Below are 19,968 nucleotides of genomic sequence, written 5' to 3' on the forward strand. Positions count from 1 at the left end.
ATCTTGGGAGGTTGCCTCCGCATACCGTGGCTGACGCACACGTGTACGACAGCGGCCCCAGTGGCCGCACGAGTCGAACAGGAGAGCGTTGTGGCACGGATGAGGACAATCCTGGTCGGGGCGGTGGCGAGCGCCGCCGTCACCACGGCACTGATGACAGGCATCGCCGAGGCGGAGCCGACGGGCGCCTACACCGCCACGGCGGGGTGCGCGAGCAGCGGAACCGCGATCCCCTCGGGCTTCTCGTTGTACCAGAACTTCGCCGGTATCGGCGCGTGCGCCAACTGCCTGGCCGCGGCGATCGACCTGGAGTCGGGCGGGCACTACGCCACGCTGTGCAAGTTCAGGGTGAGCAGCGAGGTGGGCCTCTACGCGAAGTGGATTCCCTAGCGCCTGCCTCCCGGGTGGTCGCGTTCGCGCGGCCACCCGGCCACGGCTCGTCGCCGGTTCGCGGCTCGGTGTGTGCCATCAGTGCTGCAGGCTTCCGACCAGCACGTATCCTCTCGGGATGTCCAGTAGGGCAACCCGCCAGGCACGCACGAGACGACCGGCCGGACAGCCGGTGACCACCGAGGAGTCAGAGACCCATGACCCAACCGCCGAACCAGCCGGGGCCCTACGGACAGGACCCGTCCGGCCAGCAGTACAACCCCTACGGCCAGCAGCAACCGGACCCGTACGGCCAGCAGCCCCAGCAGCCGCCCTACCAGCCCGACCCGTACGGCCAGCAGCAACCGCAGCCGTACCAGCCGGGGCAGGGCTGGGGCGGCCAGCAGCCCGGGTACGGGCCCCAGGACCCCTACGGCCAGCAGCAGCCCTACCAGGGCGGGTACGGGCAGCCCGGGGGTGGGCCGCCGAAGAAGAACACCGGCAAGGTCGTCGCCGTCGTGGTGATCGCGCTGCTGGTGCTCGGTGGCGCGGGCGTGGGCATCTACTTCCTGGCCAAGGGTGACGACAACGGCACGGCGAGCCCGGGCGGCGGGGGAACCACCTCCGCGCCGACCACCACCAGCCGCAAGTCGACCAGGACCACCGAGTCCGAGGAGACCACCACCCGGCGGACCACCACCACCCGGACCAGCTCCGGCGGCGGGGGCGGCACCGTGGGCGGCGGCGGCGAGGACCTCAAGGCGGCGGGCGCGAAGTACGCCGAGGCGGTCAACGGCAAGGACGAGGCCACCGCCAAGGGCCTGACCTGCGAGGGCACCGACCCCGGGATCATGTACACCAGCGTCGCGCCCAACGGCGGCAAGGTGAAGGTGGTCGGCGAGCCGGAGACCTACGGCGACAGCAACGGCAAGGTCGACACCGAGGTCACCATCGGGTCCAGCAGCCCGATCGCGTTCCCGATCGTGTTCGAGAAGAAGTCCAAGGGCTGGTGCGTCTCGCTCTGAGACGCAGCCGGTCGATGACGCCGAGGCCCGGCGGAGCGGTGCTCCGCCGGGCCTCGGCGTTTCGGTGCCTCGGGTGTCTTGGGTGTCTTGGGGGCTCAGCCCTTGCTGGGGCGCCGCTGCGGGCGCGGGGTGACCACGCCGTCGGCGAGCCTGCGGGCGGTGATCAGGAAGGCGGTGTGCCCGATCATCCGGTGCTCGGGGCGGACCGCCAGGCCGACCGCGTGCCACGGGCGGATCAGCGTCTCCCAGGCGTGCGGCTCGGTCCAGCACTGCTGCTCGCGCATCGCCTCGGCGACCCGGGACAGCTGGGTGGTGGTGGCCACGTAGGTGACCAGGACGCCGCCGGGGATGAGGTTCTCGGCGACCATGGGCAGCATCTCCCACGGCGCGAGCATGTCCAGCACGACCCGGTCGACCTCGCCCTGGTGGGTGGCCAGGTCGCCGAGGACGAGGTTCCAGTTCGCCGGGTGCTCGCCGTAGAACTGCACGACGTTGCGCTCGGCGTGCACCGCGTGGTCCTCGCGGACCTCGTAGGAGGTCACGGTGCCGGTCGGGCCGACCGCGCGCAGCAGCGAGCAGGTGAGCGCGCCGGAGCCCGCGCCCGCCTCCAGCACCCGGGCACCGGGGAAGATGTCGCCCTGCATGACGATCTGGGCGGAGTCCTTGGGGTAGATCACCTGGGCGCCGCGCGGCATGGACAGCACGTAGTCCGACAGCAGCGGGCGCAGGGCCAGGTAGGCGGTGCCCGCCACGGAGCTGACGATCGAGCCCTCGGGTTGGCCGATGATGTCGTCGTGGGCCAGCGCTCCCCGGTGGGTGTGGTACTTCTCCCCCGGCTCGAGGATGAGCGTGTAGTGCCTGCCCTTGGGGTCGGTGAGCTGCACCCGGTCCCCTGCCTCGAACGGACCGCTGACCTTGCGTGCCGACACCTGACGCCTCCGCCTTCCACCCGTGAGCCTGGACCGAGATGGTCGCAGAGCGGGGTGGGCGCGGCGCACCCGGCCCGTCAGTCCAGGCCGCGGGCGCGCAGGGCCGCGCGCAGGTCCTCCCGGTGCAGCACGCCCGCGGGCCTGCCCTCGTCGTCGACGACGAGGAACTGCCAGGCGGCGGTCTCGTGCACCCGCTCGGCGATCTCCTCCCCCGGCTCGGCGGCCAGCAGCACCGTCTCGGGGCGGATCGGCTCGGCGGCCAGCTCGGCCGGGCTGAACGGGGACCGCTCGGCGAGCCCGCGGGCGGCGACCTCGTCGAGCAGACCGGCGGCGACGCCGTCCGCGCGGACCAGCACCACGCCCCGGCCCGCCGCCGCGGCCAGCGCGTCGGCCACCGGGCTCTCGGCGGGCAGCTGCAGCACCGGGCGCACGATGTCGGCCAGCCGCAGGCCCTCGGGCCACGAGCGGCGCTGCTCCGCGGCCAGCTCACCGCCCGCGCCCGCCACCACGAACCACGCGGTGAACAGGCAGACGCCCAGCCGCAGCCAGCGGTCCGGGCTCTCCTGGGTGACCCCCCACAGCGCCCAGACGACCAGCAGCGCCGCGACCACCCAGCCGCCGACCACGGCGGCGCGGGTGCCCGCGCCGCGCCTTCCGGTGACCGCCCAGACGCCCGCGCGCAGCATCCGACCGCCGTCGAGCGGCAAGCCGGGCAGCAGGTTGAACACCGCGACGGCGGTGTTGGCGAACGCGCACTCCAGCACCAGCAGCCAGACCGGGCCCTCGGCGGGCATCACCAGCAGCCCGATCCCGCAGGCGCCCGCCAGCAAGATCGAGACGGCGGGCCCGGCGGCGGCGATCACGCCCTCGTGGCCGGGCCTGCGCGGGGTGCGGGCGATCTCCGAGAGGCCGCCGAGCAGGAACAGCCGCAGCCTGCGCACCGGCAGGCCCAGCCGCAGCGCCACGACGCAGTGGCCCAGCTCGTGCGCCAGGACCGACCCGCCGAGCAGGACGGCGAACGCGGCGGCCAGCAGGACCGAGGCGACGGGGCCCGCGCCGGGCAGCAGGGTGCCGACCAGCGGGGCGTAGAAGACGACGACGGCCAGCGCCCCCAGCCACCAGGACGGGGCGAGCACCACCGGCACGCCGCTGTAGCGGAACAGCAGCAGTCCCCCGCCGTGCGCGGGGGTGGCGGGGTGGGTGGTGCTGGACACCTCGCACAGCGTAATGCGCGGCGACCGGTCCGGGTGGCCCGCCGAGCCGGGCGGACACGCTCGGCACCGGCCGCGGAACTGTCGGTGGTCGACACTAGGGTGCGGGGCATGGTCCCCGCCCCCGGCACCGAGTCCCCGCCCGTCCCGGTCGAGATCACCCGGCGGCGCAGGCCCGCGCTGTCGCCGTCGCGGGCGAGCGACTTCAAGCAGTGCCCACTGCTCTACCGGTTCCGCGCGGTCGACCGGCTGCCGGAGACCCCCACCAAGGCCCAGGTGCGCGGCACGGTCGTGCACGCCGTGCTGGAGCGGCTCTACGGGCTGCCCGCGGGTGAGCGGCTGCCCGCCGCCGCGCACGACCTGCTGGCGCCGACCTGGGCGCAGCTGCGCGAGGAGCGCCCCGAGCTGGACGGGATCTTCGCCGAGGGCGAGGACCCGGCCGACTGGCTGGACTCCGCCCGGGCGCTGATCGAGGGCTACTTCGAGCTGGAGGACCCGCGCAGGCTGCAGCCGGAGGCGTGCGAGCTGCTGGTGGAGACCGAACTGCCCTCGGGTGTGCTGCTGCGCGGCTATATCGACCGGCTCGACGTGGCGCCCACCGGCGAGATCCGGGTGGTCGACTACAAGACCGGCGCCGCGCCGCGCGAGATCGGCGAGGCCAAGGCGCTGTTCCAGATGAAGTTCTACGCGCTGGCGGTGTGGCGGCTGCGCGGCGAGGTCCCGCGTCAGCTGCGGCTGATGTACCTCGCCGACCGCCAGTCGCTGGCCTACACCCCCGACGAGGCGGAGCTGACCAGGTTCGAGCGCACCCTGGACGCGATCTGGGACGCCATCCTGCGCGCGGGCCGCACCGGCGACTTCCGGCCGAACAAGGGCAAGCTCTGCGCGTGGTGCTCGCACCAGGCACACTGCCCGGAGTTCGGCGGCACGCCACCGGAGTACCCGGGCTGGCCGGAGCCGGACCCGGGTGAGGAGACCGCGTTGGATCGGGCGGACTAGGCAGGGCAGGGCGGACTGGATGGCCTTCTACGAACCGCTGGGCGCGGGCCGCTACGCCTCGACCCGGCACACCGCGGGCCCGTGGTCGGCGGAGAGCCAGCACCTGGGGCCGCCGAGCGCGCTGCTGGCCCGGGAGCTGGCCGCGCTGCCCGCGTCCGGGCCCGCCGCCCTGGTGCGGGTGACCGTGGAGATCCTCGGGCCGGTGCCGGTGGCCGAGCTGGAGGTCTCGGCCGCGGTCGAGCGGCCGGGTCGTTCGGTGGAGCTGCTGCGTGGCGAGATCAGCGCGGGCGGTCGGCCGGTGGCCAGGGCGAGCGCGTGGCGGATCGCCACCTCGGACTCCGCGTCGGTGCGCACCGATGACGTGCCCCCGTTGGCCCCGCCCGCGACGGGCACGCCGACCGGCAGGCCGGAGGGCTGGGGTCCGGGCTACCTGGACGCGTTGGAGTGGCGTGCGCTCGCGGGCAGGCTGGGCACTCCCGGCCCGGCGACGGTGTGGGCCCGCCAGACGGTGCCGCTGGTGGCGGGCGAGGAACCGACCGGTCTGCAGCGGTTGCTGGTGGTGGCCGACTCGGGCAACGGGGTGTCGGGGCTGTTCGACCCGCGCCGGTGGCTCTTCATCAACACCGAGCTCACCGTGCACCTGACCCGGGAGCCGGTGGGCGAGTGGATCGGGCTGGACGCGCACACGGTGGTCGGCGCGAACGGGACCGGCACGGCGTTGAGCGTGCTGCACGACGAGTCGGGTCCGGTGGCCCGGGGCGCCCAGGCGCTGTTGGTCCGCGAACGCCAAGCCTGAGTGCGCCGGCCGGACAGCGAGCCGCTACCTCGGCACTGCCGCCGCGCGACTCGGCGGCGCAGGGCACTACCGCGCGGACCGGGCCGCGCGATCGGTCACAGGTAGCGGTAGACGTCCTCTAGGGCGATGCCGCGGCCGATCATCAGGACCTGCACCCGGTAGAGCAGCTGGGAGATCTCCTCGGCGAGCTCGGCGTCGCTCTCGTGCTCGGCGGCGATCCACACCTCGCCCGCCTCCTCGAGGACCTTCTTGCCCTGCGCGTGGATCCCGGCGTCGAGGGCCGCCACGGTGCCCGAGCCCTCGGGCCGGTTCTCGGCCCGGTCGAGCAGCTCGGCGAACAGTTCGTCGAAGGTCTTCACGGGCGTCGATCCTGCCATCCCCGACGACCGGGCCCGCACCCGGTCGCTCCCGGGGGGACGCGGCCGGGATGGGCTAGCGGCGGGCCATGAGCTCGGTCAGCAGCGCGGAGTCCAAGCCCACCAACGACTCCCGCAGGATCCGGCGGGCGCCCTCGGCGACCGGGACCTCGCACGGGACCACCAGCACGGTGCAGCCCGCCGCCACCGCCGAGGCGGTGCCGGTGGGCGAGTCCTCGACCGCGAGGCAGTGGGCCGGGTCGACGCCGAGGAGGGCGGCGGCCTTGAGGTAGGGGTCGGGGAGCGGTTTGTTGCGCCCGCCCACCTCGTCGCCGCACACCGTGGTGTCGAAGTGCTCGCGGCCCAGCACGTCGAGGGCGACCTCGGTGAGCCCGCGCTCGGTGGAGGTGACCAACGCGGTCGGCAGGCCGGTGTCGCGCACCGCGCGCAGCGCCTCCTGGGCACCCGGGCGGAAGACCAGGTCGGTGCGGAACAACTCCCCCACCCGGTGCTGCACCCACTCGGCGGCGTCGGCGATGTCGGCCGCGGTCGGGACGATGCCCGACTGGCCGAACAGCAGGCCCATCGAGGTGGGGATGTTGCTGCCGACCATCGCGGCCCGGACCGCCGCGGACAGCGGGGTGCCGAGCTTCTCGGAGAACTCCGAAAGCGGGACGTCCCACAGCTTCTCCGAGTCGAGCAGGGTGCCGTCCATGTCCCACAGCACGGCGGCGGGCAGGGCTGGTCTGGGGTGCTCCGGCATGTCCCCAGCCTACGATCTACCTCCGCGCCGCCCGGGCCGTAGGCTGACCCGGTGACCCACCCGGACCACCCGAACACCGCTGCCGACCACGAGCCCACGGGCGAGCAGCGAGATCTCGTCGACCCCGTCATGGTGGCGGCGTTCGAGGGCTGGAACGACGCCGGGGACGCGGCCAGCACCGCGATCGAACACCTGCAACTCACCTGGGACGCCAGCCCGCTGCTGGAGGTCGACCCGGACGACTACTACGACTTCCAGGTGACCCGGCCGACCGTGCGACTCGTGGACGGTGTCAGTCGGAGGGTCGAGTGGCCGACCACCCGGCTCTACCGGTGCCGCCCGCCCGGGTCCAACCGGGACGTGGTGCTGGTGCACGGGATCGAGCCGAACATGCGGTGGCGCAAGTTCTGCGGCGAGCTGCTCGGCCACATCGACGACCTGAACATCACCACCGTGGTCACCCTCGGCGCGCTGCTCGCCGACACCCCGCACACCCGGCCGGTCCCGGTCACCGGCACCGCCTACGACGCCACCTCGGCGACCCGCTTCGGACTGGAGCGCTCGCGCTACGAGGGACCCACCGGCATCGTCGGGGTGCTGCAGGACGCCTGCGTGCGCGCCGGGGTCCCGGCGATCTCCATCTGGGCGGCGGTCCCGCACTACGTCTCCCAGCCGCCCTCGCCGAAGGCGACGCTGGCGCTGCTGCACCGGGTCGAGGAGATCCTCGACGTCGAGGTGCCGCTTGGCTCGCTGCCCGAGCAGGCCGAGGAGTGGCAGCAGACGGTCAGCGAGATGGCCGAGGAGGACGAGGACGTGCGCAACTACGTGCGCGCCCTGGAGGAGCGCGGCGACGCGGAGAACACCCTCAACGAGACCAGCGGCGACGCGATCGCCGCGGAGTTCGAGCGGTACCTGCGCAGGCGGCGGCCCAACGGGCCCGGCCGGGGCGGATCGGGCCCGGGGCCGACCGGGGTGTGAACCGTCGGATCACCCTGGCCGCGCTGTACGCGGGCGGGTTCCTGGGGCCGTTCGCGGGCGGGATCACCACCTCCATGCTGCCCGAGCTCGGGCAGGACTACGGGGTGTCGACGCAGGCCGCGGCGTACTCGCTGACCGCCTACCTGGTGCCCTTCGCGGCGCTGATGCTGTTCTCCGGGACGCTCGGCGCCCGCTGGGGCGCGAGCCGCAGCGTCCGGGTGGCGTACCTGGTCTACGTCGTGGCGTCGCTGGGGTGCGCGCTCGCCGAGGACTACCCGCTGTTCCTGGTCGCGCGGGCGGTGCAGGGTGGGGCGAACGCGTTCACCACGCCGCTGCTGCTGGCCGCCGTCGCGACGATCACCCCGCCCGAGCGGCTGGGGCGCACGCTCGGGCTGTTCTCCTCCTTGCAGGCGGCCGGGCAGACCAGCGCGCCGCTGCTGGGCGGGCTGGCGGCCGAGGCGAACTGGCGAATCGCGTTCGTCGGCGTGGCCGTGGTCTCGGCGGCGCTCGCGCTGGCGGGGCTGCCGGAGCAGATGCGGGAGCGGCAGGAGACCAGGGTGACGCTGCGCTCGGCGTGGCGGCCCGCGGTGCTGCGCGCGGGCTGGGTGGCGCTGGTCGGCTGGGCCTGCCTGGGCGGTATGTCGGTGCTGCTGGCGCTGCGCGCGCAGGACGTGTTCGGGCTGGGCGCGGCCGAGCGCGGGCTGGTGCTCACCGGCTTCGGCGTGGTGGGGCTGCTCAGCGCGCGGCCGGTGGGCCGGGGCATCGACCGGATCGGCGCGCGCCGGGCGGTGCTGATCGGGTCGGTCGCCGGTGCGGTGCCGATCGCGCTGGTGGGCACGCTGACGTGGCTGCCCGCGGTGGTGGCGTTGTGGGCGCTGACCGGCGTGGCGGCGCAGTTGCTGCTGGTCGGGGTGAACGCGCTGGTGCTCTCCGGTGAGGGGCCGAACCGGGCGGGCGCGGTGTCGGTGGTGCAGTCGATGCGGTTCACCGGGGCGGCGCTCTCGCCACTGGCCTTCACGCCGCTCTACCGGGCCGAGCCGGTGCTGGGGTTCCTGGTCCCCGCCGCGCTGGTCGCGGTGACGGCACCGGTGTTGCTGGCGGTGCCGTCACCGTCGACCTCAGAGCGCGACGCCCAGTAGGGCGTCCAGGGCGGCCCGGACCGCGGCCGGGGCGGCCTCGTCGCGGCCGTTGCCCGCGAGGGTCTGCTCGGCCCACGCGTCGACGGCGGCGATCGCCCTGGGCGTGTCCAGGTCGTCGGCCAAGTGGTCGCGCAGCCGGGCGATGAGCGGCTCGGCGTCGGCGCCCGCGGCGGCGTTGACCGCCGCGCGCCAGCGGGCCACCCGGGCCAGTCCCGCGTCGAGCACGCCCTGGTCCCAGGAGCGGTCGGTGCGGTAGTGCCCGGAGAGCAGCCCGAGCCGGATGGCCATCGGGTCGACCTTGTCGGCGCGCAGCCGCGAGACGAAGACCAGGTTCCCGCGCGACTTCGACATCTTCTCGCCGTCGAGGGCGATCATCGCCGCGTGCGTGTAGTGCCGGGCGAACGGGTGCTGCCCGGTGAGCGCCTCGGCGTGCGCGGCGCTGTACTCGTGGTGCGGGAAGATCAGGTCCGACCCGCCGCCCTGCACGTCCAGGGCCATCCCCAGGTGGTTGAGGGCGATGACGCTGCACTCGACGTGCCACCCGGGGCGGCCGGGGCCCAGCTCGCTGTCCCAGCTGGGCTCACCGGGTCGCGCCGCCCGCCAGAGCAGCGCGTCGAGCGGGTGCCGCTTGCCCGGGCGGTCCGGGTCGCCGCCGCGCTCGGCGAAGTAGCGGTTCATCGTGGGTTCGTCGTAGTTGGACTCCGAGCCGAACCGGCCGGTGGCGTCGTGGTCGAAGTAGACGTCCGGGAACTCCGGGTCGTCCACCCGGTACGCCGCGCCGCCCGCCAGCAGCTTGGCCACCGCCTCGACGATCTCCGGGATCGACTCGACCGCGCCGACGTACTCGCGCGGCGGCAGCACCCGCAGCGCGGTCATGTCCTCTCGGAACAGCGCCGTCTCGCGCATCCCGAGCACGACCCAGTCGTCCTGGTCGCGCGCGGCCCGCTCGAGCAGCGGGTCGTCGATGTCGGTGACGTTCTGCACGTAGTGCACGTCGTGTCCGTTGTCGAGCCACTGCCGGTGCACCAGGTCGAAGGCCAGGTAGGTGGCCGCGTGCCCGAGGTGCGTGGCGTCGTACGGGGTGATCCCGCAGACGTACATGGTGGCCGTGGGGCCGGGAGCCGTGGGCCGGATCTCCCCGGCGGCGGTGTCGAACAGCCGCAGCGGCCGCGGGGTGCCGGCGACCCGCGGCACCGGGTGGGATTGCCAGGTCTGCATGCCTCCGACAGTAAACGTCCGGTTCGCCGAGACCAGGGCGTGTCACGGGATGGACCTGATGGACCGATTCACCCGGTCAGGACCGTTGGAGCAAAAGTGTGATTCCCGTTACACCTGACCGTGGTTTTCGATCACACTTTCAGGTGGTGATCACGACCAGGAGGAGCTGGGGACGATGACACATCCCGAAGAGAGCGCGACGACGGGCCGCTACCTCGTGCTGCTGGCGGACGACGCGGTCGCCGCGGGCACCCGGGCGCTGAACCGGATCGCGGGCATCCGGGCGACCAGTACCGCCGAGGCGGCGTCCAGCGACTTCGCGGACGCGGGCGGACTGGTGCTCGACCGGCTCGGCGTGGCCGTGGTGGCCGCCGACCCCGACCAGGTCGCGGCGCTGACCGCCGCGGCCGCGGAGTCCGGCCCGATCGCCTCGGTCGAGGAGGAGCGACGGGTCTACGCGATCGACTCGGGCCCTTCGGAATCGGCGGAGTCAGCGGGATCGCCGGAGTCCTCGGCGGACGAGGCGGGCCCGCAGGTGGACGAGAGCAGGTTCACCTGGGGCCTGCAGGCGGTGGCCGCGCAGCTCAGCGCCGCCACCGGCGAGGGCATCCGGGTCGCGGTGCTCGACACCGGGTTCGACCTGGGACACCCGGAGTTCGCCGGGCGCGAGGTGACCAGCAGCTCGTTCATCGCCGGACAGGAGGTCCAGGACGGCCACGGGCACGGCACGCACTGCATCGGCACCGCGCTGGGCCCGCGTGAGCCCGGGGCGGGCGCGGGCTACGGGGTGGCCTACAAGGGTGAGATCTTCGCGGGGAAGGTGTTGAGCAACCAGGGCTCGGGCGCCGACGGCGGCATCCTCGCGGGCATCGCCTGGGCGATCTCCAACGGTTGCGCGGTCGTGTCGATGTCCCTGGGCGCGACGGTGCGGCCGGGCGACCCGTACTCGCCCACCTACGAGGCCGTGGCCAACCGCGCGCTGGCCCAGGGCACGCTGATCGTGGCGGCGGCGGGCAACGACTCCAAGCGCCTGGAGGGGCGGATCAGCCCGGTCGGGCACCCGGCCAACTGCCCGTCCATCCTCGCCGTCGGCGCGATCGACGTGCAGACCGCGCTGGGCTGGTTCTCCTGCGGAACGGTGGACCGGGTCGGCGCGGTGGACGTGGTGGCGCCGGGGGTGGACGTGTACTCGTCCTGGCCCGCGCCCAAGCTGCACAACAAGATCAGCGGGACGAGCATGGCGACCCCGCACGTGGCCGGGGTGGCGGCGCTGCTGGCGCAGGCCACCGGGGCGCGCGGGTGGGAGCTGTGGGCCCGGTTGTCGCAGACGGCGCGGCGGTTGCCGCTGGCGTCGACCGATGTGGGGGCGGGGCTGGTGCAGGCGCCGTGATGGTGGCTGTCCTGGTGACCGTGGCCGCCTCGGCCGATCTCGGGCGGGTGGTGGCCGAGTTGCGGGGGGCCGGGTTGGTGGTGGAGCGGGTGCTCGGTGAGGTGGGGGTGGTGGTGGGGTCGGTGGAGCGGGGTGGGGTGGCCGCGCTGCGTGGTGTGTCTGGTGTGGACGGTGTGGAGTTCGGGTCTGGGGTTGGTGTTCCTGGGCCTGGGTCGGATGTGCAGTGAGCTTTGGGCTGTCTCGCGGCTTGCTTCGCCCGTGGTGGCCCTGAATCCCCTACGCCGAGTGTGACTACGGGCTGGTGGTGTCTGTCAAGGCGGGGAAGATGCCTTGACAGACACCACCAGCCCGTGTTTTGGCTGCGTATGGGATGCAGGGCGGGGAGTGGTCTGGCGGGTGGGGTTTGGTGGCCGGGTGGGGGTTTGGTGGGGGGCGGGCAGGGCGGAAAGGATTGTGGTGGGGCCGGGTTTGGGCTGAGGGGATTGTGGTGGGGCGGGTTCGGCGCTAGGGCAGGTTCGGCGCTAGGGCGGGTTCGGGCTTGGGGGTGGTTGCCTTGGTGAGGGACTGGGCGGGCCGGGCTAGCGGCCTTCGGCGAGGATGGTTGCCAGGGCTCGGTAGTCGTCCTCGGTGTTGGGGAGGGTGCCGCCCAGGCGGACGTAGGCGTTGCCGTTCCACCAGACCACGGCCACTTCGGCGCGGTGGCGGGTGCTGAGTTCGTGGTAGTAGGTGCGGGCGTCGATCTCGTTGGCCACCAGGCCATCCGGTAGGGGGACGAGTCGCATGAGGGGGGCGTGGTGGTCGGTGACCTGGCCCTGGGTGTCGAGTGCGTCGGCTACCAGGCGGACGCCCTTGTCCAGGATCTCGGCGCTGTTCGCCACAGCTGTCCAGCCGCCTGCTGTGCGCCACCAGGTGAGGGCTTCGGGTAGGGCCATCCAGGCGGAGTAGTCGCCGGTGCCCGCGTGGTCGAACCAGCGGGGGAAGCGGGCCGGGTGTTCCCAGGACGGGACCAGTGGCTCGATCCGGTCGCGCCACCTCGGCGCCAGGTAGAGGGCCGCGCACGGGCGTGGGGCGTAGGCCCACTTGTGGAAGTTGCCCGCCCAGAAGTCCGCGCCCGTCTCCTCGGGGAGTTCCTGGATGTGGCCGGGCCCGTGGGCGGCGTCGACGAAGACCGGGGCGCCTGCCGCGTGGCAGGCCTCGATGATCCGGCGGACCGGGAGCACCAGGGCGGTGGGTGAGGTGATCGAGTCGACGACGACCAGTTTCGTGTTGGGGCGCAGGCCGTCGGTGAACGCGGTGACGATCTCGGTGGGGGTCGCGGTGATCGGGAAGCGCACAGTGCGGATCTTGGCTCGGGCCCCGCAGGCCAGGGCGACGGCGCCGTAACCGTGGTCGGACAACAGGATCTCGTCGTCGGGGGTCAGGTTCAGGGACGCCAGTACGGTGGCCACGGCCTCGGAGACGTTGCGCACCAGGGCCACCCCGTCGGTGCCGAGGAACGCGGCCGCGGCCTCGCGGGCGCGTTCGACCAGGACCGGGGTGTCGACCCGGTTGAAGCGCAGCGGGTTGGCCTCGGCTCTGCGCTGGTACTCGGCGCGGGCCGCCTGCACGGCGCGCGGGAGGACGCCGTAGGCACCGGGGTTCAGGTGCAGGGTGGTCGGGTCGAGCGCGAACCGGTGGTCGTGGGAGCGCACCCTGGCATCATGTCAGGGATTTCGTTGGCGGGTAAGGACTCTCAGCGGTCGGGCGGCTCCGGGTCGGGCAGGTTGCGGTGCGCGTCGGAGCGGACGGCCTCGCGGATCTGGTCGATGTTCTCGCGCAGCAGGTCGGAGATGAGCTCGTCGGTGCGCGGGTCGGCGAGCATCTCCAGGATGACCCGCAGCGCGGTGTCGGTGACCGAGCCGACGATCTCGTCGTGGAAGGGCATCCGGCGCAGTCGCCCGGCCTGGGGGTCGTCGCGCAGCTTCTCCAGCACCAGGGAGCGGATCTCGGCGCGGTTCTCCTCCAGCGCGCTGGCCAGGTTGCGCGCGTAGTGCCCGGTGCGCAGGACCGAGACCACCTCCTCCAGCACCGCGACCGTCAGCGGTTTCTTGATCACGTCGATCAGCACGCCGCCGAAGCGGGCCATCGCGCGGTGGGCCAGCTCCTCCCCCACCGACCGGTCGACCGGTCGGTGGAACCTGGTGAGCTGCACGCCGAGCCGGACCACCCGCAGCAGCCGGAAGGCGCGGAAGGCCAGGTGCGCCACCGGCACCATGCCGACCAGGTCGTACCAGTTGACCAGCACGAACCGCCTGCTGAACCCCGCTGAGCGCCACCGCCACAGGAACTCCAGGGCGAACACCGCGCACAGGCCCCAGTCGACCCGGACGATCAGCCTGCCCACCTCGGGGGCCGGGTGCCAGAAGGCGCGGTAGGCGAGCAGGGCGACCGACACCACGGCGAGCACGAGCATCAGCCAGTCGTCCAGCCCGACGCGGTGCCGCTTGGGTGAGACCGCCAGCGAGATGACCATGGCGCGAATCTTCCACGGCACACGCCCCGCCTGCCATTCGCCCCGTGGGCGTAGCGTCGGCTGGGTGAGCGGCGAACCCCGGGTCGAGCGGTCCCCCAAGCACGTGCGCGGCTACCGGGGCGGTGCCCTGGTCGTCGACTCGGTGGCGCCGCTGCTGGTGTGGGAGCACGCTCCGTATCCGACCTACCACTTCCCACAGGACGACGTCCGCGCCGACTTGGTCCCGCCGGGCGCCCTCACCGTGCCCGACGCGCCCACCCTGGCGGGTCTCGTGCGGGTGAACTGGTCGGCGATGGACGAGTGGTTCGAGGAAGACGAGCCGGTGTACGTGCACGCGCGCGACCCGTACACGCGAGTGGACATCCTGGCCTCCTCGCGGCACGTCGTCGTCGAGGTCGGCGGGGTGCGGGTGGCCGAGTCCCGGCAGCCGCGAGTGCTGTTCGAGACCGGTCTGCGGCCCCGGTACTACCTGCCGCTGCACGACGTGCGGATGGACCTGCTGCGCCCGTCGGCGACGACCACGATGTGCCCGTACAAGGGCACCGCCACCTACTGGGACGTCGTGGTCGACGACACCGACGACCAGAGCACCACCCACGGCAGCACTACCCACCGCGACGTGGTGTGGTGCTACCGAGCGCCGCTGCCGGAGAGCCAGAAGATCGCGGGCCTGGCCTGCTTCTACGACGAGCGGGTCGAGCTGTCCGTCACCCCCGGGTATGGTCACCGGTAGTATCCGACCCCGTACCTGACCGACCTCGTCGGCGGGCGGTGGGAACTCGGCGTGAGTCCACCGCGTCCCTGGAGAGCGAGGAATCCGCCCCAAGGTGTCGAGGACGTGACCGCATGAGCGCACCCGGGTTCACCCACGAGGCCCTGGTCTACCGCGACGCAACAGCGTTCGCGGCGAACGCCGCGGGCTACCTGCGCGAAGGCCTCGCAGCGGGCGAGTTCGTGTTCGCCGTCCTACCGCCACCGGGCACCGAACTGCTCCGCGCCGCCCTCGGCGAACAAGCGGGCGACGTGCGGTTCCTCGACATGGCCGACCTCGGCCGCAACCCCGCACGACTCATCCCGGCCATCCGGGGCCAGGTCAGCGAGGCGGGCGACCGACCGGTGCGCGGCATCGGCGAGTCGGCCTGGGTGGGCCGCTCAGCCGCCGAACACGCCGAGGTCGTCCTGCACGAGGCACTGATCAACCTGGCCTTCGAGGAGGCCAGCCAGCTCCGGCTGTGCTGCGCCCTGGACGGCACGGGAGTCCCGGGCGACGTACTCGCCGCCGCCCGGCACACCCACCCGGTCATCGTCGAGGACACCCGCACGATGAGCGACCGCTTCGACCACGACTACGCCCACGACCACTTCGCGGGCGAGCTCCCCGCCCCGGACTCGGTCTCCGACGTCGTCCACTTCTGCCTGGACGACCTCCCGGAACTGCGCGACCTGGTCGGCGTACGGGCACGGCACTTCGGGCTGACCCGCGAACGGGCCCTCGACCTCACCCTGGCCACCAACGAGATGGTCACCAACAGCATCTGCCACGGCGGAGAACGCGGCACCCTGCGCCTGTGGACCGACGGCGAGACCTTCGTCTGCGAGATCAGCGACAGCGGCCACATCCCAGACCCCCTGGTCGGCCGCATCGCACCAATCCCCTCAGTACAGGGCGGCCGCGGCGTCTGGCTGGCCAATCAACTGTGCGACCTGGTCCGCATCCGATCGACCGCGAGCACCGGCACAGTGGTCCGCCTACACGTGAACCGCTAAAGCGCGAACTCAACGGGACAAGGGTTCGCCACAGATCCTCGCGCACATTACATCGCCGCAAAAGGCCGACCCTGCTGGAACACAACAAGATCCCGGCCCCCCGCTGGTACAGCAGCGGATAGGCCGACCCTGCTGGTACCCAAGTAAGTCCCGTCCCCCAGCTAACCGCAGCGGTGAGGCCGACCCCGCTGGTACGCAATGCCCGTTACGGATGCTCGATCTAGTGGACTCGCTTCGCGTGGGGGGAGAGCACCGCTAAACTTGCCGTGGGTGGGGATGCCCTTACCTGCCCTTTTCTCTCCACCGCGGTGCTCTAGGGGCCCCACACGAAGCGAGTTCACTAGATCGAGCCCCCGTCTTTTCCTCGGGCAGCCCCAACGACGCGCGCCCCCCGGGGTCGACCCCACGACGGCACCCGAGACGACGGGCCCGAGTAAGAGCAGGGCTGACGTAACGAATGTTACGTACCAGCGGGCTCGGGATTTAGAATTGTAAAGCAGAGCAAACAAGAGATGGGCAGAATGAGGAGCGGCTAGGGTTTTAGTTGTTCGATTGCCTTGAGGATGCGCTTGTCGGAAATGGGAGTCGGGGTTCCCAGGGTCTGTGCGAAGTAGCTGACCCGTAGTTCCTCAATCATCCATCGGACCGCTCGTACCTGTTCGGTCTCCCGGGCGCTCGGGCGCAGTTGTTCCAGCAGGTCGTGGTAGGCGTCCTCGAGGTCCTGCACCGTGTGCATCCAGGCCGTGTCCCGGTCTGGGCGTTCCGGGAGCTTGTCCAGCCTGCGTTCGATGCCGCGCAGGTAGCGTTCCAGGTCCGCGAGTCGGGTCACGCCCGTCTCGGTGGCGAAGGCGGGGTGGATCAGGCCTGCCAGCTGTTCGCGGATGTCGGCGAGTGGCTCCACGAAGATCGGACCGGCGGTGCGGGTGAGGCGGAGTTGGACGTCGTTCCAGGCGGTGACCACCTTGCGGACCCGGTCGAGGACGTCCAGGGTCGTCTCGTTGAGCCGGGTGCGGACGGACTCCTTGAGCCGCGTGAAGCCTGCCTCGTCCCAGGCCGGGCCGCCCGCTGTGGTGATCAGGTGGTCCGCGGCGGCGTCGACGCAGTCGGCCAGGAGTGCTGGGACTGAGCCGTGCGGGTTGTGCGAGAGGGCCAGCTTCGCCTGGTTGGACAGGGTTCGCACGACGAACTTCACCGGGGACGGGACGTTCAGCAGGATGAGCCGCCGGGTGCCCAGCCACATGGCCGCGCGCTGGTCGGGTTCGGTGTCGAGCATGCGGACCGCGACCGTGGTGCCCTCGTCCACCAGGGCCGGGTAGGCCGTGACCACGAGTCCCCGCTGTTCGGTGCGGGCCACCTTCGGCAGTGTCCCGATGGTCCACGCCGTCAGTCCGCGTCGCTGCAGGTCGACGGTCGCCTCGGCCAGGGACGCGCGCAGTTGGGTCTTGAGCTGGGCCTTGAGCGCGCCCAGGTCCTTGCCCTGGGCCAGGGTCTTGTCGCCGTCGACGATCTGGAACGTCGTGCGCAGGTGCTCGGGCACGGTGTCGAGCTGCCAGGACTCACGCGGGACGACCACGCCGGTCAGTGCCTTGAGCTCGCGGCCGACGGCGTCGGGCAGGGACTCCTCGACCTCGCCCAGTCTGCGGACGACGGCCTTCGCGAAGTCCGGGACCGGCACGAAGTTTCGCCGCAGCGGCTTGGGCAGGGACCGGATGAGCGCCGTCACGACCTCCTCGCGCAGGCCGGGGACCTGCAACGAGAAACCGTCGCCCTCGATCTGGTTGAGCACCGAGATCGGGACCCGCGCGGTGACGCCGTCGTCGGCGCGGCCGGGTTCGAAGCGGTAGGTCAGTGGGAGGGTCAGGCCGTGCTGCTGCAGCGCGTCCGGGAAGTCCTGTTCGCTGATCTTGCCCGCGTGGTCGTTGACCAGCATGGACTTCGAGTAGTTCAGCAGGTCGGGCTGCTCCTGCCGGGTCTTCTTCCACCAGGTGTCGAAGTGCCGCCCGGACACCACGTCGGCCGGGACGCGCTGGTCGTAGAAGGCGAACAGCGTCTCCTCGTCGACGAGGATGTCCCGCCTGCGCACCCGGTTCTCCAGCTCCTCCACCTCGCGCAGCAGGGCGCGGTTGTCGCGGAAGAAGTGGTGCCGGGTCTGCCAGTCGCCCTCCACCAGCGCGTTGCGGATGAACAGGTCGCGCGAGACCTCCGGGTCGATCCGTCCGTATTGGACCTTCCGGTCCACCACGATCGGCAGCCCGTAGAGGGTGACCCGCTCGGTGGCCACCACCGAACCCTGCTTGGCCTCCCAGTGCGGCTCGCTGTAGGTGCGCTTGACCAGGTGCGCGGCCAGCGGCTCGATCCACTCCGGCTCGATCCGGGCCGCGGTGCGCGCCCACAGCCGGGTCGTCTCCACCAGCTCCGCCGCCATCACCCAGCGCGGGGGCTTCTTGAACAGCGCCGACCCCGGGAAAACGGCGAACTTCGCGTTGCGGGCGCCGAAGTACTCCTTGCCCGCCGGGTCGCGGAAACCGATGTGCGACAACAGGCCCGACAGCAGCGCGGTGTGGATGTTGCGCGGGTCCGGGCGCACCTCGTTGGGCGTGATGTTGAGCTGGCGGACCACCTGCCGGAGCTGGCTGTGGATGTCCTGCCACTCGCGGATGCGCAGGTAGTTCAGGAACTCCGCCTTGCACTGCCTGCGGAACCGGCTGCCGGAGAGCTCCTTCTGCTGCTCCCGCACGTACTCCCAGAGGTTGAGGTAGGTCAGGAAGTCGGAGTCGGGATCGGCGAAGCGCGCGTGCTTCTCCGCCGCCGCCTGCTGCTTCTCCTGCGGCCGTTCCCGCGGGTCCTGGATGGACAGCGCGGCGGCGACCACCATGACCTCGCTGACGCAGCCCGCCTGGTCCGCCTCGATCACCATCCGGGCCAGCCGCGGGTCGACCGGCAGCTGGGCGAGCTTGCGGCCCAGGTCGGTGAGCCGCTTGGCCGGGTCGGGCTCGGCCGGGTCGAGCGCGCCCAGCTCCTGCAGCAGCTGCACGCCGTCGGCGATGTTGCGCTTGTCCGGCGGGTCGATGAACGGGAAGTCGGCCATCTCGCCGAGGTCGGCGGCGCTCATCTGCAGGATGACCGAGGCCAGGTTGGTGCGCAGGATCTCCGGGTCGGTGAACTCCGGGCGCGCGTCGAAGTCGTCCTCGCTGTAGAGCCGGACGCAGACACCGTCCGAGGTCCGCCCGCAACGGCCCTTGCGCTGGTTGGCCGAGGCCTGCGAGACCGGCTCGATGGGCAGCCGCTGGACCTTGAGCCGGTTGCTGTAGCGGGAGATCCGGGCGGTGCCGGGGTCCACGACGTACTTGATGCCCGGCACGGTCAGCGAGGTCTCGGCGACGTTGGTGGCCAGCACGACCCGGCGGTTGCCGTGCGCCTGGAACACCCGGTGCTGCTCGGCGCTGGACAGCCGCGCGTAGAGCGGCAGCACCTCGGTGTCGCGCAGGTTCCGCCCCGCGAGCGCCTCGGCGGTGTCGCGGATCTCCCGCTCACCGGAGAGGAACACCAGGATGTCGCCGGGACCCTCCGCGCACAGCTCGTCGACCGCGTCCAGGATGCCCTGGGTCTGGTCGCGGTCCGGGTCGGCGTCGGGGTCGTCGAGGTCGACCAGCGGCCGGTAGCGGACCTCGACCGGGTACGTGCGGCCGGAGACCTCCACGATCGGCGCGTCGCCGAAGTGCCGGGAGAACCGCTCCGGGTCGATGGTCGCGGAGGTGATCACGACCTTGAGGTCCGGCCTGCGCGGCAGCAGCCTGGCCAGGTAGCCGAGCAGGAAGTCGATGTTGAGGCTGCGCTCGTGCGCCTCGTCGATGATGATCGTGTCGTAGGCCGAGAGCAGCCGGTCGTTCTGGATCTCGGCGAGCAGGATGCCGTCGGTCATCAGCTTGACCAGGGTGCGCTCGCCGACCTGGTCGGTGAACCGCACCTTCCAGCCGACGGTCTCCCCCAGCGGCGTGCCGACCTCCTCGGCGACCCGCTCGGCGACCGTGCGCGCGGCGATCCGGCGCGGCTGGGTGTGCCCGATCAGCCCGGCCACCCCGCGACCCAGCTCGAGGCAGATCTTGGGCAGCTGGGTGGTCTTGCCGGAGCCGGTCTCCCCCGCGACGATCACCACCTGGTGGTCGCGGATCGCGGCGCGGATGTCCGCGCGGCGTTGGCTGACCGGCAGCTCCTCCGGGTACCTCAGCGCGGGAACCGACGACCGGCGCAGCTCGATCCGCCGCCGCGCGGCGTCGACCTCCTCGGCGATCTTCGCCAGGGACGCCTGCTTGCGCGCGGGGTCGCGGGTCTTGCGGATCCCGTCGAGCCTGCGGCCCAGCCGCCGCTGGTCCCGCAGCATCAGCTCGGGCAGGGCGGCCCGCAGGTCGGCCAGGCTGGGGCTGGTGTCGGTGCTGCTCATTTGCCCCCCAGCCTAGGCAATGGACCGGGCGGGCTTCATCCGGTTTGCCGCGAGCTCCTCCACACAACGTTCACA

At 72.2% G+C, this 19,968-nt stretch carries 18 protein-coding genes; 10 read left to right on the forward strand and 8 right to left on the reverse strand.

The window, feature by feature from the left end; genetic code table 11:
- Window positions 1–99: 99 nt before the first annotated feature.
- Both QSK30_RS04610 and QSK30_RS04615 read left to right on the forward strand, forming a co-directional pair.
- Window positions 100–390: a hypothetical protein gene (locus QSK30_RS04610; protein ID WP_285499821.1), complete on the forward strand. Its 291-nt coding sequence runs from the start codon at window positions 100–102 to the stop codon at window positions 388–390.
- 197 nt (window positions 391–587) lie between these two features.
- Complete coding sequence (locus QSK30_RS04615; RefSeq protein WP_285499823.1) at window positions 588–1,394, forward strand: hypothetical protein; 807 nt, start codon at window positions 588–590, stop codon at window positions 1,392–1,394.
- Window positions 1,395–1,489: 95 nt separating this feature from the next.
- Here QSK30_RS04615 and QSK30_RS04620 read toward each other — a convergent pair whose 3' ends face one another.
- Together QSK30_RS04620 and QSK30_RS04625 are read right to left on the reverse strand one after the other, a co-directional pair.
- The gene (locus QSK30_RS04620) at window positions 1,490–2,323 is read right to left on the reverse strand and encodes a tRNA (adenine-N1)-methyltransferase (protein WP_285499825.1); all 834 of its coding nucleotides are present in this window, start codon (window positions 2,321–2,323) and stop codon (window positions 1,490–1,492) included.
- 77 nt (window positions 2,324–2,400) lie between these two features.
- On the reverse strand, window positions 2,401–3,537 hold the full coding sequence (locus QSK30_RS04625; RefSeq protein ID WP_285499826.1) for a site-2 protease family protein: 1,137 nt from the start codon (window positions 3,535–3,537) through the stop codon (window positions 2,401–2,403).
- 108 nt (window positions 3,538–3,645) lie between these two features.
- On the opposite strand from QSK30_RS04625, the gene QSK30_RS04630 reads away from it, so the two are divergent.
- Window positions 3,646–4,533 (forward strand): RecB family exonuclease, encoded by an 888-nt coding sequence (locus tag QSK30_RS04630; RefSeq protein ID WP_285499828.1) that lies wholly within the window; start codon window positions 3,646–3,648, stop codon window positions 4,531–4,533.
- Between the two features lie 19 nt (window positions 4,534–4,552).
- Window positions 4,553–5,329 carry a thioesterase family protein gene (locus tag QSK30_RS04635; RefSeq protein WP_285499830.1) on the forward strand — a complete coding sequence of 259 codons (777 nt, stop codon included), beginning with the start codon at window positions 4,553–4,555 and terminating at the stop codon, window positions 5,327–5,329.
- A gap of 95 nt (window positions 5,330–5,424) precedes the next feature.
- Here QSK30_RS04635 and QSK30_RS04640 read toward each other — a convergent pair whose 3' ends face one another.
- Together QSK30_RS04640 and QSK30_RS04645 are read right to left on the reverse strand one after the other, a co-directional pair.
- Window positions 5,425–5,688: a phosphoribosyl-ATP diphosphatase gene (locus tag QSK30_RS04640; RefSeq protein WP_285499832.1), complete on the reverse strand. Its 264-nt coding sequence runs from the start codon at window positions 5,686–5,688 to the stop codon at window positions 5,425–5,427.
- Between the two features lie 73 nt (window positions 5,689–5,761).
- Complete coding sequence (locus QSK30_RS04645) at window positions 5,762–6,448, reverse strand: HAD family hydrolase (protein ID WP_285499833.1); 687 nt, start codon at window positions 6,446–6,448, stop codon at window positions 5,762–5,764.
- Window positions 6,449–6,499: 51 nt separating this feature from the next.
- Between QSK30_RS04645 and QSK30_RS04650 the strand changes: the two genes are divergently transcribed.
- Both QSK30_RS04650 and QSK30_RS04655 read left to right on the forward strand, forming a co-directional pair.
- Window positions 6,500–7,426 (forward strand): PAC2 family protein, encoded by a 927-nt coding sequence (locus QSK30_RS04650; protein WP_502871789.1) that lies wholly within the window; start codon window positions 6,500–6,502, stop codon window positions 7,424–7,426.
- Window positions 7,423–8,565 (forward strand): MFS transporter, encoded by a 1,143-nt coding sequence (locus QSK30_RS04655; RefSeq protein WP_285499834.1) that lies wholly within the window; start codon window positions 7,423–7,425, stop codon window positions 8,563–8,565. Before QSK30_RS04650 ends, QSK30_RS04655 begins: the two co-directional genes overlap by 4 nt.
- On the opposite strand, the gene mshC is transcribed toward QSK30_RS04655, so the two are convergent.
- On the reverse strand, window positions 8,545–9,783 hold the full coding sequence (gene mshC / locus QSK30_RS04660) for a cysteine--1-D-myo-inosityl 2-amino-2-deoxy-alpha-D-glucopyranoside ligase (RefSeq protein WP_285499836.1): 1,239 nt from the start codon (window positions 9,781–9,783) through the stop codon (window positions 8,545–8,547). The two genes, QSK30_RS04655 and mshC, sit on opposite strands and share 21 nt — an antisense overlap.
- Window positions 9,784–9,958: 175 nt before the next feature.
- Between mshC and QSK30_RS04665 the strand changes: the two genes are divergently transcribed.
- Entirely contained in the window at window positions 9,959–11,173 is a 1,215-nt protein-coding gene (locus QSK30_RS04665; protein ID WP_285499838.1) for a S8 family serine peptidase, read from the forward strand.
- Window positions 11,170–11,400 carry a hypothetical protein gene (locus tag QSK30_RS04670; protein ID WP_285499840.1) on the forward strand — a complete coding sequence of 77 codons (231 nt, stop codon included), beginning with the start codon at window positions 11,170–11,172 and terminating at the stop codon, window positions 11,398–11,400. The genes QSK30_RS04665 and QSK30_RS04670 overlap by 4 nt, the downstream gene beginning before the upstream one ends.
- Before the next feature lie 351 nt (window positions 11,401–11,751).
- Here QSK30_RS04670 and QSK30_RS04675 read toward each other — a convergent pair whose 3' ends face one another.
- Window positions 11,752–12,864, reverse strand: a complete 1,113-nt coding sequence (locus tag QSK30_RS04675) for an aminotransferase class V-fold PLP-dependent enzyme (RefSeq protein ID WP_285499842.1) — start codon at window positions 12,862–12,864, stop codon at window positions 11,752–11,754.
- A gap of 41 nt (window positions 12,865–12,905) precedes the next feature.
- On the reverse strand, window positions 12,906–13,685 hold the full coding sequence (locus tag QSK30_RS04680; RefSeq protein WP_285499844.1) for an ion transporter: 780 nt from the start codon (window positions 13,683–13,685) through the stop codon (window positions 12,906–12,908).
- A gap of 64 nt (window positions 13,686–13,749) precedes the next feature.
- Between QSK30_RS04680 and QSK30_RS04685 the strand changes: the two genes are divergently transcribed.
- The gene (locus QSK30_RS04685; protein WP_285499845.1) at window positions 13,750–14,418 is read left to right on the forward strand and encodes a DUF427 domain-containing protein; all 669 of its coding nucleotides are present in this window, start codon (window positions 13,750–13,752) and stop codon (window positions 14,416–14,418) included.
- A 113-nt stretch (window positions 14,419–14,531) separates the two neighbouring features.
- Entirely contained in the window at window positions 14,532–15,452 is a 921-nt protein-coding gene (locus tag QSK30_RS04690) for an anti-sigma factor RsbA family regulatory protein (RefSeq protein WP_285499846.1), read from the forward strand.
- Window positions 15,453–15,984: 532 nt separating this feature from the next.
- On the opposite strand, the gene hrpA is transcribed toward QSK30_RS04690, so the two are convergent.
- Window positions 15,985–19,893, reverse strand: a complete 3,909-nt coding sequence (hrpA, locus tag QSK30_RS04695; RefSeq protein ID WP_285499847.1) for an ATP-dependent RNA helicase HrpA — start codon at window positions 19,891–19,893, stop codon at window positions 15,985–15,987.
- Window positions 19,894–19,968 lie beyond the last annotated feature (75 nt).

This window comes from Actinokineospora sp. NBRC 105648, assembly GCF_030269645.1.
In the GTDB taxonomy this organism is placed as follows: Bacteria; Actinomycetota; Actinomycetes; order Mycobacteriales; family Pseudonocardiaceae; genus Actinokineospora.

What these genes read in the sequence shown, in the direction of transcription:
- QSK30_RS04610 (WP_285499821.1), top strand. Translation starts at nt 100, where the DNA reads ATGAGGACAATCCTGGTCGGGGCGGTGGCGAGCGCCGCCGTCACCACG.
- QSK30_RS04615 (WP_285499823.1), top strand. Translation starts at nt 588, where the DNA reads ATGACCCAACCGCCGAACCAGCCGGGGCCCTACGGACAGGACCCGTCC.
- QSK30_RS04630 (WP_285499828.1), top strand. Translation starts at nt 3,646, where the DNA reads ATGGTCCCCGCCCCCGGCACCGAGTCCCCGCCCGTCCCGGTCGAGATC.
- QSK30_RS04635 (WP_285499830.1), top strand. Translation starts at nt 4,553, where the DNA reads ATGGCCTTCTACGAACCGCTGGGCGCGGGCCGCTACGCCTCGACCCGG.
- QSK30_RS04645 (WP_285499833.1), bottom strand. Translation starts at nt 6,448, where the DNA reads ATGCCGGAGCACCCCAGACCAGCCCTGCCCGCCGCCGTGCTGTGGGAC.
- mshC (WP_285499836.1), bottom strand. Translation starts at nt 9,783, where the DNA reads ATGCAGACCTGGCAATCCCACCCGGTGCCGCGGGTCGCCGGCACCCCG.
- QSK30_RS04665 (WP_285499838.1), top strand. Translation starts at nt 9,959, where the DNA reads ATGACACATCCCGAAGAGAGCGCGACGACGGGCCGCTACCTCGTGCTG.
- QSK30_RS04680 (WP_285499844.1), bottom strand. Translation starts at nt 13,685, where the DNA reads ATGGTCATCTCGCTGGCGGTCTCACCCAAGCGGCACCGCGTCGGGCTG.
- QSK30_RS04690 (WP_285499846.1), top strand. Translation starts at nt 14,532, where the DNA reads ATGAGCGCACCCGGGTTCACCCACGAGGCCCTGGTCTACCGCGACGCA.
- hrpA (WP_285499847.1), bottom strand. Translation starts at nt 19,893, where the DNA reads ATGAGCAGCACCGACACCAGCCCCAGCCTGGCCGACCTGCGGGCCGCC.